The sequence below is a fragment of the Microbulbifer mixtoriginis (SeqCode) genome, assembly GCF_052467705.1.
Genome location: NZ_CP174322.1, coordinates 1,080,569 through 1,097,499 on the forward strand (window position 1 = coordinate 1,080,569; position 16,931 = coordinate 1,097,499).

Here is a 16,931-nt window from a genome sequence, read left to right on the forward strand (position 1 = left end):
GGAAATCACTCAGGCTGAAGTTGATCTAGTTGCGTCTTTCTTTGTTAGTCAATACTTCTAATTGTTCACTAACTTCCTTGAGTTGTTGTGGATTGTTTGTTGTGTTTTGAATGATATGTAGAGACTTTTGGTAAGCAATATCAAAAGCCTCCTCTTTTGAAGCGATAATATCTGGTAAAACGCCGGTACCTTCCCAGTTGCTTTTGGTAATTGGATTTACAGCTCTTGCGATAGGAATTGATACCTTGAACTCCTTATCAAGGCTGAGAAATTGTATGGGATGGGCTCCACCTTTGGTGACTTCGCCAATGATTGTGGCTCGTTTAAGATGTTTTAGATAATAAGTAAATGCTTCCGCGGCCGAAAAGGTATTTTTACTGGTTAAAACGAAGACTGGAACTTTGGCTTTTCTTTTGCCATTGAGGGTTTCGAAAGTCCAGAATTCGGTGGTGCTATCTGTTGCTCTCCAGTAAATACTGTTTAGGTGGGTGGGCTTCTCAAAAAGATAACTGCTAATTAGGCGGCCCATATTGCCATCACCGCCGCCATTATTTCTAAGATCGAAGATGATGGCATCGGTATCTTCAATCAAGGTCATTACGGCTTCTAGACGTTTCTTTGAGACTTCGTTGACATGATCAAAGCCCCAGAAATCGATATAGCCAATGTTACCTTCGAGTACTTCAACTCGCGTAAAACCAGAATTTTTCCTGGCTAGTTTACTGAACCAATCCTCTCGCTTTGGTCGTTTCTTTGGGATGTTTGGATCGTACCAACGCACACCAAAATGCTTATCGTGCTTTTCCAGTGCCTTAGTAAGTAGATCGGCTGTTTGTTTTGGAGTTTTAGTTTTTTTTAGGGCCTCGGAGTGTGCAATTTTTTGCAAGCTTTCACGAATTGAGGGGATGTTCTCCTGAAGTATATAGCGGTTGGAAATCTCAAGCTCAAGGGCATCGATGAGAGACTTTTTTTGCTCTGCTGAGAAGGTGGCGGAGAAGCCGTGCGATGAGATAAGCAAGAATACAACCGCTAGATATTTCTTCATTACAGTAACCCTCTGTTTTCGTTATTCCCTCGAAATCAATATATGGGCCTGGATTGCAGAAAAAAGAGGCCGCCAAAGATAATTTCTGGCACATTTGCCTCAGTTAAGTCGGTAGGGAGGGGTTGACTGGGGGCTTGGCTGTAAGTGACAGATGTATGACTCTTATCTTTTCTTCTGCTGTTGAAATGCGCCCAAGACTGGGCGCCATCTTTGGAGTCTGGATTCGTTTATAGAGCCAGTTTGGAGAATCTGTTTCTGTGTGTGATCGGAGGAAGCAGATGTACTGGCATCTGCCTAATAGGCTATTCGGTCGCCTGCGATAAATATTTTATGACCGGCTGATCTCAAATAGTCTATCCCACCTTTATGCATAGACAATGCCTTCAGAATTTTCTGCGGTAATACCCATAGAAACTCCTGAGTAATGCGAAATATGCGGCTATATAGCGGTATAGATTACTTTGATGGTTGCTACCTTAGCAGGCATAAATGGCAGATAAATAGTGAAAAACGTGACAGATTTTACCCCCCAATTCAGCCTTCAAAGCGAGGCTCTGAACTGTGAGGATTCCAATGTCTGGGCGGTCAGTGACCGGGCCCATGATCTTGCCGATAAGGGGGAGGATGTCATTTTCCTCTGTGTGGGGGACCCAAACTTCGATACCCCCGAGCCAATTCTGGATTTTGCCCGCGCTCGCCTGGGTGTCGGGCGGACTCATTACTCTCCCGCCGCCGGTGAGCCGGTGTTGCGCAGAGCTATCGCGGATATCGAGAGTAAGGTTTCACCCCACCCTTGCAATCCCGATGATGTTGTGGTGTTTCCCGGCGGTACCAATGCTATCTACGCGGTACTTTCCTGCCTGTTGAACCCTGGTGAGGAGATTGTTATCCCAGAACCGATGTATATCGGTTATGTCCCCATTTGTGACAGTCTCAGGCTGTCTGTAAAGCGGGTAGCCTGCCCGGCGGAACAGAATTTTGCGTTCGATGTGGACTCGATCAAAGCGGCAGTCACTGAAGAGACCCGAGTGGTCATGATCAATACCCCGGTCAACCCCACCGGTGCAATGGCAACTCCTGAACAGTTGCGTGAACTGGCTGCCTTTTGCCGTGAGCGCAACATCTGGCTGGTGTCCGATGAAATGTACTCCATGATCACTTTTGCCCGCCGCCATACCTCATTGCGCACAGCAGCAGAGTCTCTGGACAATATTGTGGTGATTGATGGTCTGTCTAAGTCTCATGCCATGAGTGGTTGGCGTCTGGGCTGGGCGGTAGCGCGTGGCCCCCTGGTGGAGCGCCTTGCGGCATTCGCCGGAGCCACTATCTTCGGCTGTCCACAGTTTATCCAGGAAGCTGCGGCTTTTGCCCTGGAGTTCGATACCTATTTCGTGAAACAGATGCGTGACGCCTATGAGCGTCGCCGCAATTTGATCGTTGAGAGAATCGGCAAAATTCCGGGGCTTAGCTGTTACAGCCCGGATGCGGGTATGTTTGTGATGGTCAATGTTTCCGAGTTGGCCAGCTCTGGTCAGGTATTCGCCGAGGCCCTGCTGGAAGCCGAGCGGGTATCAGTATTGCCGGGTACACCTTTTGGTGAAAGTGCGGTGAATCATGTGCGTTTGACGCTAGCGGCCGATGACAGTGAGTTGTCACGCGCTCTGGACCGAATCGAGCGTTTTGTCACCTGCGCTAATCGCCAGGCTAGTTAACCCAAGTGGCGGTAGCCAGCTCTCAGCCTCTCTTGCCGGGGGCTGGCTTTTTCATCTCTGGAGGTTATAGAGTTTCAGCCTCCGGCGATTACCGCTATCCTTGCCCCCTTTCAGATTCAAAAGAAATCAGTTCCGTGAAAATTGACCGGCATAATTTGCGTATTTTGCAGGCTCTGCAAACTAACGCCCGTATTAGCAACCTGAATTTGAGTGAACAAATTGGCTTGTCGGAGAGCGCCTGCCTGGCCAGGGTGAAGCGCCTTACCAGTGAGCGTTATATCCGTGAGTTCCTTGCCGAAATCAATCTGGACAAGGTGCGCCACGCTGAGTTTTATGTGAATGTGGCCCTGAAGCGCCAGGATGCGCGCACCAGTGAAAACTTCCGGCGAATTATCAGTGATATCCCACAGATCGTTTCCTGCGTGAAGATGTCTGGTGAATTCGATTATATGCTGCGCTTTATTTGCCCTGATGCGGCAGACTTCAACCGGGTTTCCGAGCAGTTACTGGCCAATGAGGAGGCCGCTATCTCGCGTATGACTTCGCATTTGGTGATCGAGAAAACCAAGCCTTTTACCGGTTATCCATTGGAGCTTCTCTTCCAGGATTAGGAACAGGCCAGGCAGTGGGCAGGTTTAATGCCACTGCCTGCTCCTTATTTTATGGTGCGGCTTTCGTTTGCACTTTCTGACATGCTGGTCAAAAAGTGATCCTTATTCTTCGACGATACCTACAGCGAATAGAGACTGTTGCCAGCTGGTCAGGAATCCTTTCTCTTGCTTTCTTTGCTGTTTGTTCAATAGCTTGAAGCCCCCAGCTCAAAGAGTTGAGCATGATTAATAGTTATCTAGCCTAGAGATTGCGGAGAGCTGCTCAGTCTGTGCCATGCGTATGACAATTTTGTTGCGGTAAACCCTGCCTTCTTGTACAAGCGTGTTAAATGTGGTGTCTCTAGTCGGCCAGATTAATTTCGGGCTGTCCTAGGTGGCGGGTGCCCATGTTGTTTTGAGCCGTTTTCTTCGGGGATTCTAATCGGTTGAATTAGCTGCCAGGCGAGTAGTCTGGCTTGATCCTGTGACGAATTTAAAGAACTTACCTCCCTTTTATGTCCATTTTGTGAGGTTGGTGATCCAATTGAAAGAGTGGCGGCTGTAACCTCATATATACTTTAGACAGGCTTCTGTGTAGCGACAGCGGTTGGAAAGCTGCTATCCAGAGGCTGGTAATCACCGCTGGTGCAGGGGAGTGGCAGTTGAAATATTTAGGGCGAGTCTACCTGACTCTCAATTTATTGGCTTTTGCGTCTATCGGTCTTGGGGCCCTATTTAATCCGGAGTCGTTTGCTGCGGCTATCGGGTTTTCATTTACCTCACCTACCGCTGTGCCCGAGTTTCTTGCAACTTACGCCGGCTTTATGTTGGCAATCGCCGTTCTCTTACTGATTGCGTTGGCCATGCGCCCTCACCGCCGTGCCGCCTATGCTTCACTCTCAATCTCTTACATTGGATTTGCGGCTGGCCGTCTCTTTGGCATGTTTTCCAGCGGTAGCTTCGATGAACGCAATTTACTGTTCTTCGCCCTGGAAGTGATCATGGTAATTTGGGGGCTCTACTGTTATCGGGAATCTCGTTGGCTTCCCCTGCAACACGGGCATTAATCCAAACCAGCTAAATACTGGGACCGCCCTTAGCTCTGTTCACCGGTGACTTTGGCCTGTGGGCAGGGCAGTTCTTACTTTTCGCGTTAATACTGAGAGAAGTCTGGCCTGTGTTTAAAGGCACTGGCCTGGTGTTTGCCGCATCCTGTCACTGATGGATATGAGTAATGTCTCAATTCCAAAGTTTGGTGGAAGCTCTGGTTATCCTGGTTGCGCTCTGTGCCTGCGCGATTTGGTTGCGAAGTCGCGGGGTGATTCTTAGAGAAGAGCAAGGAGTATTTGGGCGTCTGGCAACAGACTTTGCGCTGCCGGCAGTAATTTTACATAGCTTGATTAAAGTCCCTTTTTCTTCCCAGGCTCTTCTTCCCGCACTGGCCTTATTTGCTGTGAGTATTGCAATCATGGTGCCTGCGTGGGCAGTGGGTAAATTGATGGGGCTGGGGCGTAAGACCCTCGGCTCGATTGTGTTGGTTGCGGGTTTTGGCGGCTCTTCGACTTTAGGGTTATCGCTGATTCGTCGAATTTTTCACGATAACCCTCTGGTTATGAGAGACAGTGTTCTCATTGGTGAATATGGCGCACTTTTATCTGTATTTACTGTCGGTGTTGCTGTGGCCATTTATTTCGGCCGGGATGAGGGAGAGCAGGTCAATGTTTGGCAGGCCTGTAAGCCTTTCTTTGTATCACCAATTTTTATCACGATGGTTTTAGGCACAATTATTTCCCTATTTGGCCTGCCCCAGGGGAATGTTACTGTGCAGCTGCTGGAGGATATATTACGGATTTCCGGACAATCCTTGATAGTGCTGGTGGCATTTAGTATCGGTCTGGCCCTGCGCCCCATCGCTGTGCGCCAACTGGCGGGCCTGATCCTGGTGGTCGTCCTGTTAAAGCTGGTGGCAGAGCCTATGGTGGCATGGGCTCTGGCAATGCCAATTGAGTTACCGCACATCGAGCGGGAGCTATTGGTTTTACAGGCGGCAATGCCCTCTGGGGCGATTGCCGCCGTACTGGCGAAACGCTATGGATGCGATGGTGGTGTTGCATCCGCAATGGTGGTTGCCACCTCTTTTATCAGTTTGATAACACTTCCGTTGACTCTCTACTTTGAAAGCCAGTGATTGCACTGTAGCCATTGATCAGGCGGTTATTTTCCCAGAGTTGTCATCTGCGGAGTGCTGTTCCAGCGTGGTAGTTTCCACCTGCTGTCCGCCGTGTAGTTTGCCGTCTACAGCCTGGCGGAAAACTTCTTTGTAGTCCTTAAATTCCGTGCCCATTAGGCGGTCCCACCAAGTGAAGTAAAAACCGTAATTGCCCTGAAAACGCTGGTGATGCAGGTCGTGATGAGTTGTGGTGGTCATATTATCCAGCACGCCATCGACCCAGCTGCGTGGGTGGAATTCGCGGCCTGTATGCAGCATGGCGTTGCGGAAAATCATTATGAAAAGGAAGCTAAGCCAGATACTTGGGTGCAATGGTATCGTTAGGGCGATCAGTGGAGAGAAAAGTCCGTTGATAAATATTTCACCGATAGAAAAGCTATAGGCAGTCCAGGGAGTTGGGGTTCGCGACATATGGTGCAACTTATGGAAGTGCTTAAACAGCTTTGGGTGGTGCATTGCCCGATGGGTCCAGTAGAAATAGGCGTCATGCAGGAGAATTACCACAGGCAGGCTCAAGATGCTCCACCAGAGTGGGTAGTCACTCCAGTTCCAATACAGCTTGGCGATCCCCATATCCTGTAGCAAATTTATGCTGATACCAAACAGGGTGAAAATACAAACGGTCAGCATGGAGTAGCTGACTTCCCGGCGAATATCCCCCCAGCTAGCACGCCGTTTTTGGATGCGGCGCCGGTTCATCCAGGCGCGAAACAGCCAGCTCGCGAAGATACTCATCACAGAAGCCGCCAACACATAGCGAAATAGGGTCAATTTAAAGTGGGTGGTTCCGTAATCAGCCACATCTGCGAAGAAATCCATCTTTTTCACCATCCTTTTTCATCGGCGTTGCTAAAGGGGCAGCGTTGGATATTGAGGATCTATTGGGATTCTAGGTGCTACTCACATGGGGAGCTTTTGCATCAGTGCTTGCAGTCTGGGGGGCTTTGCTGACTGAGGCTTACGGAAAATGAAAAAATGCTGACGAATTCCGAATTGCTGCCCTCTTAGGCGGGCAGCTTGTCGCGACGGTACTCGGTTGGGGTCTGGTTGTGACGACGCTTAAAAGCGGCATTAAACGGGCTGAGAGATCGGTAGCCGATATCCAGGGCGATGGTCAGCACTGGTAGATGCGCCTGTTCCGGGTCGGCCAGGCGGGCGCTGGCCTCATCAATACGAAATTGATTGAGATATTCGTTGAAGTTTCGATAGCCCAAGTGGCGGTTTATCAGGGTGCGCAGCAGGTGCTCGCGGGTATCCAGTTGCTCCGCCAGTTCGCGAATGGTCAACCCGGTGTGTCGATAGCCTCCACCTTCCATATGCTTTTGCAATTTAGCCAATTGCATCTGCTGCTGCTCATCCAAGGTTGGTACAGGTGCTGGAGGTGGTGCTTCCTCTTCAGGGATATCTGTTGCTGGTTGTGGTAGAGAGTCGCCCAGGGCGCTGGGTGAGAGCGCAAGCAGCCATAAACAGGCTGCCAGGGACAGCAGGCTGGCGAGTAGGGCGTGAAGAGTTGGCACACCATTGGGGACGGGGCGGTAGGCAAACAATGATTCAGCACTGATAACGATCAGCATATAAGTGCCTACCGCAATCAACAGTATGGCGCGCAAGCGACGGCGCTCCTCCACCAAATCCGAGTGAAACTGCCCGAGTAGAGTGAGCATGCCCAGGCCAATCAGACCTAAGCGGGTAAATTGGGACAGATTAAAAAAAACCTCTTCGGCGCTATTGCCTAAAGGGATTGGTGAGTGACTAGCGGCGACACTAAAGGCAATGGAGAGGCCGATAGGCATCCAGCCCCAGCGGGGAAAGGGTTCTTCCTCGCGACAGAGCAAGTGGGTAAACAGCCAGAAGGCGGCGGGCACCAGAATCACCGGCAGGTGAATCAGCAGCCCCATGAGCCCGACAAGGGGAGGGAGTGTCGGTAACAGTAAATAACAGATAACACCGATCAAAACCAAAATCAGCCAGCGACCCGCCGCGAGACGTCGGTGATTGACAGAAACCTTGGTTGCGGCCAGTAAGAGTAAGGCGCAGGCACCGCCGGAAAAAAATAAATAGCCTGAAGTCACGACTTATCTCCAGCGGTTGGCCCAGGCATCCAGCACCTTACTGCTATAGGTGTGGCGGCCATAGCTGCCGTTGTAGTAGGCGAGGGCGTTGGCCAGATTGCCCTTCGCTTTTTTGATGTAGTGCTTGAGGATGGTGCAGCCGTAACGCAGGTTGGTATCCATATCAATCAGGTTGTCACCGGGACGGCCGATCTCTTTCTTCCAAAATGGCATTACTTGCATCATGCCTTGTGCGCCTACCCGGGATACTGCGTAGGGGTTAAAGGCACTCTCGATCTGGATTACCGCTAGAACAATTTCCGGGCGTAAACCCGCTCGGGTTGCCTCGCGATGCACAGCCTTAAGAATGTGCATGCGCCTTTTAGGGTCTTTGATGTAGCGTGCTAAGGGCTGGGATTTTGACATCAGCCACACCTCCGCATCGAAGCGATCGACAAAGCTGTCTGCCTGAGTAATGGCCTCGCGCAGGGCGAGCCGCAACTCGGGGTCCACTTGCTTGGTGTTAGTCTGGGATATCGCACCGCAGCAGATAAGGCAGAACCCCATCGCGGTAATAGCTTTTCTTATCATGTTGGGAATTTTACGAGATCCAGGGAGATTGGGTAGCGCCTTTTATGGACCTTTTACGCAAATCTGGACAGGGAAAGGCATTTGAATTGAATGGGGCTGTGAAATACCAACGGACTTAAAGTGCTGTGTTGGTATTTCACGGAGGTATTTTGAGATAGATAAAGAAAATCTATCTCATCATCAGATTAGCGCAGGTCGAATTTCTCCAGCAGTACTTCCTCCAGCTGGGATACCGCAAACTCCTGGCTTTCAGCATCGGCGCGGCCCTTGTATTCCACAATGCCTTTCTCCAGGCCGCGGTCGCCGATAACGATGCGGTGGGGGATACCAATCAATTCGACATCTGCGAGCATGCCACCCAAGCGAGCCTTGGGCTCATCCATTAGCAGTACATCGACGCCTTTGCTGCGCAGGGATTCATACAGGTGCTCACACTTTTCCCGTACCACATCGCTCTTGTGCATATTGATGGGCACAATTGCCAACTGGAACGGCGCTATGGCGTCTGGCCAGATAATGCCGGAGTCGTCGTGGTTTTGCTCAATAGCTGCAGCGACAATCCGGGATACTCCAATGCCGTAACAGCCCATGGACATGACCTGCTCCTTGCCGTTCTCATCGAGTACGGTGGCGTTCATGGCGCGGCTGTATTTGTCACCCAGCTGGAATATATGGCCGACTTCGATTCCGCGTTTGATTTCCAGGGTGCCCTGGCCGTCGGGGCTGGCGTCACCGGCAACGACATTGCGCAGGTCTTCAACGCGGCCGAGTTCCACGTCGCGGCCCCAGTTCACGCCGGTGAAGTGGTAATCGTCGCGGTTGGCGCCACAGATAAAGTCCGCCAGGTGTGCCGCAGCTCGGTCCACAATGGTTTCGAGCTTCATGCCGACGGGTCCTAAAGAGCCGATATTGCAGCCCAGTTCATCGGCAATACGTTGCTCCGGGGCGAACTGCAATGGGCTGGCGATGCCGGCCAATTTTTCTGCTTTCAGTTCGTTCAGTTCATGGTCGCCGCGCAGCACCAGCGCAACCAGGGGCGCGGTTTCACCCTCTTCGCATTCACCCAGCACGATCAGGGTTTTTACCGAATGGGTGGGGTCGCTGTTCAGGAATTCGCTGACATCGGCGATGGTTTTTTGCCCTGGTGTGTGTACTTCCTGCATTTCCTGGCTCGGTGCGGCGCGCTCGCCAGCAGGGGCCAAGGCTTCGGCCAGCTCAACATTGGCGGCGTAGCGGGATTCGGTGGAGAAAGCGATATCGTCTTCACCGCTCTGTGCCAGAACGTGGAACTCATGGGAGCTGGAGCCGCCGATAGAGCCGGTATCCGCCAGCACCGGGCGGTAGTCCAGGCCGATACGATCAAAAATGCGGCAGTAGGCGCCGTGCATAATGTCGTAAGTTTCCTGCAGGGAATCCGCATCGATATGGAAGGAGTAGGCATCCTTCATGGTGAATTCACGCGCGCGCATCACACCAAAGCGCGGGCGAATTTCATCGCGAAATTTTGTCTGTACCTGGTAGAAATTGGCCGGCAGCTGCTTGTAGCTTTTGATCTCATTGCGGATCAGGTCGGTAATAACTTCTTCGTGGGTTGGCCCCAGGCAGAAGTCATTGGAGTGACGATCCTGGATACGCAGTAATTCCGGGCCGTACTGCTGCCAGCGGCCGGACTCCTCCCACAGCTCCGCCGGCTGCACTACCGGCATCAATACTTCCAGGGAACCGGCACTATTCATCTCTTCACGCACAATACGCTCTACTTTGCGCAGTACGCGCAGGCCGGTGGGCAGCCAGGTGTAGAGGCCGGAGGAGAGACGGCGGATCATACCGGCGCGCAGCATCAGCTGATGGCTGATTACTACCGCGTCGTTGGGCGTTTCTTTCTGGGTGGCGATAAGGTAACGGGATGCGCGCATAGGAATAAACTGGGTTCAATTATCGGTAAGCTGGTTATTTTACGCTATTCATCAGCTAATAAATATTGCCGGATAGACTCCCGTATGGGATCGGTTATTTTTTGTGGAAGCTACACCCTGCTGATATTGATAAGGGCGTGGTTAAAGGGGAAATTGGTATAGCTAAGAATGGGGCTATGGCCAATCTTTAGATGGTATATAGGGGCATAAAAAAACCCCGCAGTTGCGGGGTTTAGTGCCTGAGGCTGGGAGTCTTAGGACTCAGCCATTTCCTTCAGCTTCTTCAGCGGGCGAACTTTTACCTGGATGCTTGCAGGCTTGGCCTTGAAGACAGTCTCTTCACCAGTGAAGGGGTTGATACCTTTACGGGCTTTTTTGGCCGGCTTCTTCACAGTGGTGATTTTCATCAGGCCCGGCAGGGAGAATTCGCCAACAGCGCGCTTCTTGATGTGACCTTCAATAATATCGCTCAGCTCGTCCAGAACAGACTGTACCTGCTTGCGGGACAGTTCAGTATTTTCTGCGATCTGGTTCAGCACCTGGGTTTTGGTGAACTTCTCTTTGATCGCTTTTACTTTCTTAACTGGAGCGGCAGCGGCTTTCTTGGCTGGAGCCTTTTTGGCAGCAGTGGTTTTGCTGGCAGCTTTCTTGGCGATTGCCATAGCTTACTTCCTTCTTTGTTGTTCGGTGTATATCCGGTAAAAGTGTGTTCGGTCTCCCGCTGCGCTGCATCCACAAAACGGCGTCTCAGCGGGTGATGGTGGGAAGTATATATAGTTTTTGTTTGGCCGCACGGGAAAATACTAGAAAAATAGTGCTTTTTCCTTATTTTGTACCTATTTTGAGATCCCAAACCCCTTCTACAAAGGCCAAAAGGGGGTGCCTGCTTCTTCCCTCTGGGGGGCTCATGTATACTCTGTCCCCCTTTTTCCAGCATCGGGTACCGAGTAATGCCGATCTATGAATACCAGTGCAATGCCTGCGGCCACGAGATGGAGGCCTTGCAGCGCATGAGCGACAACCCCCTCAAAGACTGTCCAGCCTGTGACAAGGCCGAGTTGCACAAGAAGATTTCAGCAGCGGGATTTCGCCTCAAGGGCGGCGGCTGGTACGAGACAGATTTTAAGACCGGCAGTAAGAAAAATTTGGCCGGTGATGCTGCCAATGGCAGTAAAGCTAAAAGTGGCCAGCCGGCAAAAACGGCGAAGACGGCTTAAACCCGCTGTGCGGAGCCGCTTGTGCGGTGTACTCTCTATTTAACCTTTTTACCTATCGATAACGGGAATTTTCATCCATGCGCAGCGACTACTGTGGCGTCCTTCGTTCCGCGGACATAGACCGTGTAGTAACCCTCTGTGGCTGGGTCGACCGCCGCCGCGATCACGGCGGTGTAATCTTTATCGACCTGCGCGACCGCGAGGGAATTGTTCAGGTGGTATTCGACCCGGATGCGGCCGAGCATTTCGAAATGGCCGATCGCGTGCGCAGCGAATATGTTCTCAAGGTCACCGGCCGTGTGCGCGCCCGCGCGCCCGAAGCCCTTAATCCGAATATGGTGACCGGTGAAGTTGAGGTTTACGGCACTGAGCTGGAAATTCTCAACACGGCAGAGACAGTGCCTTTCCAGCTGGATGAGCACACCGCTGTGGGTGAGGACGTGCGCCTCAAGTACCGCTACCTGGACCTGCGTCGCAACGAGATGCAGAACAATCTGTATTTCCGCTCTAAGCTCACCACGGCCATTCGCAATTATCTGGATGAGCACGGTTTCCTCGATATCGAAACCCCGATCCTAACCCGCGCCACCCCCGAAGGCGCGCGCGATTACCTGGTGCCGAGCCGCACCCACGATGGCAAATTCTTTGCCCTGCCGCAGTCTCCGCAGCTGTTTAAACAGTTGTTGATGGTGTCCGGCTTCGATCGTTACTACCAGATTGCCAAGTGTTTCCGCGATGAAGACCTGCGCGCCGATCGCCAGCCGGAATTCACTCAGATCGATATCGAGACTTCTTTCCTCGACGAGGAAGAGATTATGTCGATCACTGAGGGCATGGTGCGCAAGCTGTTCAAGGAATTGAAAGGCATTGAGTTGGGTGAATTCCCACGTATGTCCCATTACCAGGCGATGTTGCGCTACGGCTCTGACAAGCCGGATCTGCGCATTCCACTGGAAATGGTAGAGATCAAAGACCTGATGACCGAAGTGGACTTCAAGGTGTTCTCTGGACCGGCCAATGATCCCAAAGGTCGCGTAGCGGCTATCAAGGTGAGCGGTGGCTGCGACAAGCTGACCCGCAAGCAGATCGATGACTACGGCAAGTTTGTGGGCATCTACGGTGCCAAGGGTCTGGCCTATGTGAAGGTGAACGACCGCTCCGACCTGGAGAATGGCCTGCAGTCGCCGATCGTGAAATTCCTGCCCATTGAGACTCGTGCTGCCATTCTGGATCGGCTTGAGGCTGAGAGCGGCGATATTATTTTCTTCGGCGCGGATACTGCCAAAGTAGTCTCCGAAGCGCTGGGTGCGCTGCGCTGCAAGTTGGGTGAAGACCTCAATCTGTACACCAGTGAGTGGGCGCCCCTGTGGGTAGTGGCCTTCCCGATGTTCGAGGAAAATGAAGACGGCAGCCTCACCGCGTTGCACCATCCGTTTACTGCACCTTCCTGTAGCCCCGAAGAATTAGAGCAGAACCCACTGGGGGCGCTGTCGCGCGCCTACGATATGGTGCTGAATGGTACCGAGCTGGGTGGCGGTTCTGTGCGTATCCACGACCAGGCCATGCAGCAGACGGTGTTCCGTATTCTCGGTATCGATGCGGAAGAGCAGCGCGAGAAATTTGGCTTCCTGCTGGATGCTCTCAAGTATGGTGCGCCGCCCCATGGAGGCCTGGCCTTTGGTTTGGACCGCTTGGTAATGTTGATGACAGGCAGCGATTCTATTCGCGATGTGATTGCCTTCCCCAAAACCCAGAGTGCCGCCTGTGTCATGACGGATGCTCCGGGCACGGTGGATGCCAAGCAGTTGCGCGAGCTGAATATTCGCCTGCGCCAGAAAGAAGAAAAAATCAGCTGATTTTCCCCCGACGGGCCGGGCGAAGCGGGCCTGTCAAATCGTGGTGATGGGCATTTCGCTTCGCTTATTGGCCCATCCCTCGCACAGATTGAAGAGAGACGGAACATGGCCGGACATAGTAAATGGGCCAATATCAAGCATCGTAAAGCGGCTCAGGATGCCAAGCGCGGCAAGATCTTTACCAAGATCATTCGTGAGCTGACCGTAGCGGCCAAGGCGGGCCCCAACCCCGACGATAACCCGACATTGCGCGCGACTATCGACAAGGCTCTGGGCGCGAACATGAAGCGCGACACCATCGATAAAGCCATTGCCCGCGGCGCCGGCAATGCGGAAGGTGATAACTATGAAGCTGTGGTTTATGAAGGTTACGGTGTCGGCGGTGTCGCAGTACTGGTGGAGTGTCTGACCGACAACCGCAACCGTACAGTGGCCGAGGTTCGCCACGCTTTCTCCAAGCGCGGCGGCAACCTGGGTACCGATGGCTCCGTAAGCTATCTGTTCACCCGCAAAGGTCAAATGTTTTACGACATTGGCGTGGATGAAGACGCGCTGATGGAAGCGGCCCTGGAAGCGGGTGCTGAGGATATCGAAACCAACGATGATGGCAGCGTTGAGGTGACCACTGAATTCCAGGATTACCTCACGGTGAAAGATGCGCTGGTAGCCGCAGGCTTCACGCCTGACAGCGCTGAAATCGCCATGATTCCGTCCACCACTATCCCGTTGGATAAAGAGGGGGCAGAGAAGGTGTTGGCCCTGATCGAGATGCTGGAAGATCTCGACGATGTGCAAAATGTTTACACCAACGCGGATATTCCAGCAGAGGTGATGGAAGAGCTGGGCTGAGTCCCAGTTCAGACCGGGGCGGACGGTGTTTGCTCCGGTTTACCCTCGTATCGCTTCAGCAGATAGCCACTTTTTCTATGCTGTCTGCGATCTCCCTTGACGCCTCGCTCCCACCTTGGGACACTCCCGCCACTATATAAACATACAGATATTTGGGGAACACCTCTTGACCCGAATCCTGGGTATTGACCCCGGCTCGCGTAAAACCGGCTATGGAATTATCGATGTAGAACGGGGTAAGGCCCGCTATGTGGCCAGTGGGGTAATTCGTATTCCCGAAGGCCCCCTACCTGAGCGCCTAAAGCTGATTTTCGATGCGGTTTCTCAGATTGCCCAGCAATACCAACCGGCGCAGATGGCAATTGAAAATGTATTTATGTCTAAGAGTGCGGGCTCAGCCCTGAAACTGGGTCAGGCGCGCGGTGCAGCCATAGTGGCCGGGGCCAATAGTGGTCTCGCCGTGGCTGAGTATGAGGCGCGCAAGGTCAAACAAGCGGTGGTGGGCAGTGGTGCAGCCGACAAGCTGCAGGTGCAGCACATGGTCAAAACCTTGCTGTCACTACCGGGGACTCCCCAGGAGGATGCCGCCGATGCACTCGCCGTGGCTCTCTGCCATATGCACACGGAGCAGACTCTGCTATTTACCGCCGGCGGAGCGCGCAGCCGTTTTCGCCGCGGTCGCCTCAGCGTTTAGAAAACTCTGCAGAACTTGGCCCTTATTGTGGGCAGCGATAGATAAACCTGGAACAACACATGATTGGAAGACTGAGTGGCACTCTGGCCGCGGTACAGCCCCCTTTGTTACTGATTGATGTGCAAGGGGTGGGCTACGAAGTACTCGCGCCTATGACCACAATTTTTGAATTGCCCGCCCTGGGACAGCCGGTTCAAGTACACACGCACTTGGCGGTTTCCGAAACGGCCCAGCAACTCTACGGCTTTATCCGCGACGCCGATCGCAAACTGTTCAGAACCTTGATTAAGGTCAGTGGTGTGGGCCCCAAGATGGCCCTGGCGATTTTATCCGGTCTCGATGGTGCGGCTTTGGCACGCTGTGTGGCTGAGGATAATGTTGCGGCACTGGTAAAGGTACCAGGCGTTGGCAAGAAGACGGCCGAGCGTTTGATTGTAGAGCTGCGCGATAAGTTGACCCCGGATTTCGGTGATTCCAACGATATTCCATTGATGGCGGCAGCCACAGCACCCAAGGTAGATCATACCGGCGAGGCCGAGAGCGCCCTGGTGGCCCTGGGTTACAAGCCCACTGAGGCCAGCAAAATGGTGGCCCGCGCGAGCAAGGAGCAGCCGGAAGCCGACAGTGCCACCCTTATCCGCCTGGCCCTAAAGGGCATGGCACCCGCCTAAACCGGAAGGCTTGGAGTTGTTGCGATGATTGAAGCCGATCGTTTAGTAGCCCCCGAACCTGCGGGGCCCTCTGGGCAGGAAGAGCAGTACGACCGCGCTGTGCGCCCCAAAGCGCTGGCCGACTATGTGGGTCAGCCAGTGGTGCGCGAGCAGATGGAGATCTTTATTCAGGCGGCCAAACTGCGCAAAGAGGCCCTGGATCACACTTTAGTGTTCGGTCCTCCAGGTCTGGGTAAAACCACTTTGGCCAATATTATTGCCGCAGAGATGGGTGTTGCGATCAAGACTACCTCGGGGCCAGTGCTGGAGAAGGCCGGTGATCTAGCCGCGCTAATGACGAATTTGGAACCTGGGGACGTACTGTTTATCGATGAGATTCACAGGCTCAGCCCCCATGTAGAAGAGGTTTTGTATCCGGCCATGGAGGATTACCAGCTGGATATTATGATCGGCGAGGGGCCGGCGGCGCGTTCAATCAAGTTGGATCTGCCACCCTTTACTCTGGTGGGCGCCACTACCAGAGCGGGCCTGCTCACCTCGCCCCTGCGCGATCGATTCGGCATAGTGCAGCGGCTGGAATTCTACAACGTGCAAGACCTCACCAGTATCGTGCGTCGCTCCGCTAGGTTGATGGGGGTTGAGATGGATGAAGGCGGAGCCTTACAAGTGGCGCGTCGCGCCCGCGGTACCCCGAGGATTGCCAATCGCCTGCTGCGCCGTGTGCGCGATTACGCAGATGTTAAGGGCGATGGTGCGGTGGATGCTGATATCGCCGATGCCGCTTTGAATATGCTCAATGTGGATGCAAAAGGCTTTGACTCTCTGGATCGACGTATGCTGTTGGCGATGATCGAGAAATTTGATGGTGGTCCAGTGGGGGTGGATAGTCTCGCCGCTGCTGTGAGCGAAGAGCGGGATACTCTGGAAGATGTATTGGAGCCCTACCTGATCCAGCAGGGCTATATTGCCCGGACACCCCGTGGGCGAGTAGTTACCGGGCTCGCCTATGAACATTTTGGCCTGCCTAAGCCGGATAAGATCAGTTGATGATTCAGCACCTGGTGCTTTTGGGTTGGGTGGCTGTGGAAGTGAGGGAAATTCAATGAAGGAAGAGTTCGGTATTCCTGTAAGGGTTTATATCGAAGATACCGATGCGGCCGGCATCGTGTATTACGTGAATTATTTGAAGTATATGGAGCGCGCGCGCACAGAACTGTTGCGCTCCCTCGGGTATGATAAGCCGGCGATGCCGCAGGAAGGTGTACTGTTGGTGGTACATTCCGCCGAGGTCCAGTACCGTCGTTCCGCCAGGCTCGATGATGCGTTGCGCGCCACGGCGGCGATTGGCAAACTGGGGCGTGCCGCAGTGACTTTTGAGCAAAAAATTTGGCGCGGCGATGAGCTAATTTGCGAAGGCGTGGTCAAAGTGGCCTGTGTCGCTGACGACAGCCGCAGGCCCTGTGCCCTGCCGGAACCTATTTATTCAGCATTAAAGGCAGTTATTTAAGA

At 53.0% G+C, this 16,931-nt stretch carries 17 protein-coding genes; 11 read left to right on the plus strand and 6 right to left on the minus strand.

Features of this window, described 5'->3' with window-relative positions:
- Positions 1-25: 25 nt before the first annotated feature.
- Positions 26-1,045: a S41 family peptidase gene (locus ACJJIB_RS04865; RefSeq protein WP_444888046.1), complete on the minus strand. Its 1,020-nt coding sequence runs from the start codon at positions 1,043-1,045 to the stop codon at positions 26-28.
- A 512-nt stretch (positions 1,046-1,557) separates the two neighbouring features.
- On the opposite strand from ACJJIB_RS04865, the gene ACJJIB_RS04870 reads away from it, so the two are divergent.
- The 4 genes from ACJJIB_RS04870 to ACJJIB_RS04885 all read left to right on the plus strand — a co-directional run bounded on the left by ACJJIB_RS04870 (position 1,558) and on the right by ACJJIB_RS04885 (position 5,535).
- Positions 1,558-2,757 carry a pyridoxal phosphate-dependent aminotransferase gene (locus ACJJIB_RS04870; RefSeq protein WP_444888047.1) on the plus strand — a complete coding sequence of 400 codons (1,200 nt, stop codon included), beginning with the start codon at positions 1,558-1,560 and terminating at the stop codon, positions 2,755-2,757.
- 134 nt (positions 2,758-2,891) lie between these two features.
- Positions 2,892-3,368 (plus strand): Lrp/AsnC family transcriptional regulator, encoded by a 477-nt coding sequence (locus tag ACJJIB_RS04875; RefSeq protein WP_226644702.1) that lies wholly within the window; start codon positions 2,892-2,894, stop codon positions 3,366-3,368.
- 641 nt (positions 3,369-4,009) lie between these two features.
- A complete protein-coding gene (locus ACJJIB_RS04880) occupies positions 4,010-4,414 on the plus strand; it encodes a DUF4345 family protein (RefSeq protein ID WP_444888048.1) in 405 nt (134 codons plus the stop codon).
- Between the two features lie 167 nt (positions 4,415-4,581).
- Positions 4,582-5,535, plus strand: coding sequence for an AEC family transporter (locus ACJJIB_RS04885; RefSeq protein ID WP_252084612.1), 954 nt, complete (start codon positions 4,582-4,584; stop codon positions 5,533-5,535).
- A gap of 18 nt (positions 5,536-5,553) precedes the next feature.
- Here the strand turns inward: ACJJIB_RS04885 and ACJJIB_RS04890 are convergent, their stop codons facing one another.
- From ACJJIB_RS04890 to ACJJIB_RS04910, 5 genes are all read right to left on the minus strand, one after another.
- Entirely contained in the window at positions 5,554-6,396 is an 843-nt protein-coding gene (locus tag ACJJIB_RS04890) for a sterol desaturase family protein (protein ID WP_444888049.1), read from the minus strand.
- Positions 6,397-6,581: 185 nt separating this feature from the next.
- A complete protein-coding gene (locus ACJJIB_RS04895; RefSeq protein WP_444888050.1) occupies positions 6,582-7,649 on the minus strand; it encodes a helix-turn-helix transcriptional regulator in 1,068 nt (355 codons plus the stop codon).
- Between the two features lie 3 nt (positions 7,650-7,652).
- Positions 7,653-8,195 (minus strand): lytic transglycosylase domain-containing protein, encoded by a 543-nt coding sequence (locus tag ACJJIB_RS04900; protein WP_444888907.1) that lies wholly within the window; start codon positions 8,193-8,195, stop codon positions 7,653-7,655.
- Positions 8,196-8,404: 209 nt separating this feature from the next.
- Positions 8,405-10,135 carry a proline--tRNA ligase gene (locus ACJJIB_RS04905; protein WP_444888051.1) on the minus strand — a complete coding sequence of 577 codons (1,731 nt, stop codon included), beginning with the start codon at positions 10,133-10,135 and terminating at the stop codon, positions 8,405-8,407.
- A 254-nt stretch (positions 10,136-10,389) separates the two neighbouring features.
- Positions 10,390-10,797: an HU family DNA-binding protein gene (locus ACJJIB_RS04910; RefSeq protein WP_252084616.1), complete on the minus strand. Its 408-nt coding sequence runs from the start codon at positions 10,795-10,797 to the stop codon at positions 10,390-10,392.
- A gap of 288 nt (positions 10,798-11,085) precedes the next feature.
- On the opposite strand from ACJJIB_RS04910, the gene ACJJIB_RS04915 reads away from it, so the two are divergent.
- From ACJJIB_RS04915 to ybgC, 7 genes are all read left to right on the plus strand, one after another.
- Positions 11,086-11,352 (plus strand): FmdB family zinc ribbon protein, encoded by a 267-nt coding sequence (locus ACJJIB_RS04915; protein WP_252084617.1) that lies wholly within the window; start codon positions 11,086-11,088, stop codon positions 11,350-11,352.
- Positions 11,353-11,429: 77 nt separating this feature from the next.
- On the plus strand, positions 11,430-13,208 hold the full coding sequence (aspS, locus tag ACJJIB_RS04920; RefSeq protein ID WP_444888052.1) for an aspartate--tRNA ligase: 1,779 nt from the start codon (positions 11,430-11,432) through the stop codon (positions 13,206-13,208).
- Between the two features lie 105 nt (positions 13,209-13,313).
- The gene (locus ACJJIB_RS04925; protein WP_252084619.1) at positions 13,314-14,057 is read left to right on the plus strand and encodes a YebC/PmpR family DNA-binding transcriptional regulator; all 744 of its coding nucleotides are present in this window, start codon (positions 13,314-13,316) and stop codon (positions 14,055-14,057) included.
- 166 nt (positions 14,058-14,223) lie between these two features.
- Positions 14,224-14,751 (plus strand): crossover junction endodeoxyribonuclease RuvC, encoded by a 528-nt coding sequence (gene ruvC, locus ACJJIB_RS04930; protein WP_252084620.1) that lies wholly within the window; start codon positions 14,224-14,226, stop codon positions 14,749-14,751.
- Positions 14,752-14,810: 59 nt separating this feature from the next.
- Entirely contained in the window at positions 14,811-15,422 is a 612-nt protein-coding gene (gene ruvA / locus ACJJIB_RS04935) for a Holliday junction branch migration protein RuvA (RefSeq protein ID WP_444888053.1), read from the plus strand.
- 24 nt (positions 15,423-15,446) lie between these two features.
- Complete coding sequence (ruvB, locus tag ACJJIB_RS04940) at positions 15,447-16,469, plus strand: Holliday junction branch migration DNA helicase RuvB (protein WP_444883809.1); 1,023 nt, start codon at positions 15,447-15,449, stop codon at positions 16,467-16,469.
- Between the two features lie 55 nt (positions 16,470-16,524).
- Positions 16,525-16,929: a tol-pal system-associated acyl-CoA thioesterase gene (gene ybgC / locus ACJJIB_RS04945; RefSeq protein ID WP_444883810.1), complete on the plus strand. Its 405-nt coding sequence runs from the start codon at positions 16,525-16,527 to the stop codon at positions 16,927-16,929.
- Positions 16,930-16,931 lie beyond the last annotated feature (2 nt).

What these genes read in the sequence shown, in the direction of transcription:
- ACJJIB_RS04905 (WP_444888051.1), bottom strand. Translation starts at nt 10,135, where the DNA reads ATGCGCGCATCCCGTTACCTTATCGCCACCCAGAAAGAAACGCCCAAC.
- ruvA (WP_444888053.1), top strand. Translation starts at nt 14,811, where the DNA reads ATGATTGGAAGACTGAGTGGCACTCTGGCCGCGGTACAGCCCCCTTTG.
- aspS (WP_444888052.1), top strand. Translation starts at nt 11,430, where the DNA reads ATGCGCAGCGACTACTGTGGCGTCCTTCGTTCCGCGGACATAGACCGT.
- ACJJIB_RS04910 (WP_252084616.1), bottom strand. Translation starts at nt 10,797, where the DNA reads ATGGCAATCGCCAAGAAAGCTGCCAGCAAAACCACTGCTGCCAAAAAG.
- ACJJIB_RS04890 (WP_444888049.1), bottom strand. Translation starts at nt 6,396, where the DNA reads ATGGATTTCTTCGCAGATGTGGCTGATTACGGAACCACCCACTTTAAA.
- ybgC (WP_444883810.1), top strand. Translation starts at nt 16,525, where the DNA reads ATGAAGGAAGAGTTCGGTATTCCTGTAAGGGTTTATATCGAAGATACC.
- ACJJIB_RS04885 (WP_252084612.1), top strand. Translation starts at nt 4,582, where the DNA reads ATGTCTCAATTCCAAAGTTTGGTGGAAGCTCTGGTTATCCTGGTTGCG.
- ACJJIB_RS04915 (WP_252084617.1), top strand. Translation starts at nt 11,086, where the DNA reads ATGCCGATCTATGAATACCAGTGCAATGCCTGCGGCCACGAGATGGAG.
- ACJJIB_RS04865 (WP_444888046.1), bottom strand. Translation starts at nt 1,045, where the DNA reads ATGAAGAAATATCTAGCGGTTGTATTCTTGCTTATCTCATCGCACGGC.
- ACJJIB_RS04900 (WP_444888907.1), bottom strand. Translation starts at nt 8,195, where the DNA reads ATGGGGTTCTGCCTTATCTGCTGCGGTGCGATATCCCAGACTAACACC.
- ACJJIB_RS04925 (WP_252084619.1), top strand. Translation starts at nt 13,314, where the DNA reads ATGGCCGGACATAGTAAATGGGCCAATATCAAGCATCGTAAAGCGGCT.
- ruvB (WP_444883809.1), top strand. Translation starts at nt 15,447, where the DNA reads ATGATTGAAGCCGATCGTTTAGTAGCCCCCGAACCTGCGGGGCCCTCT.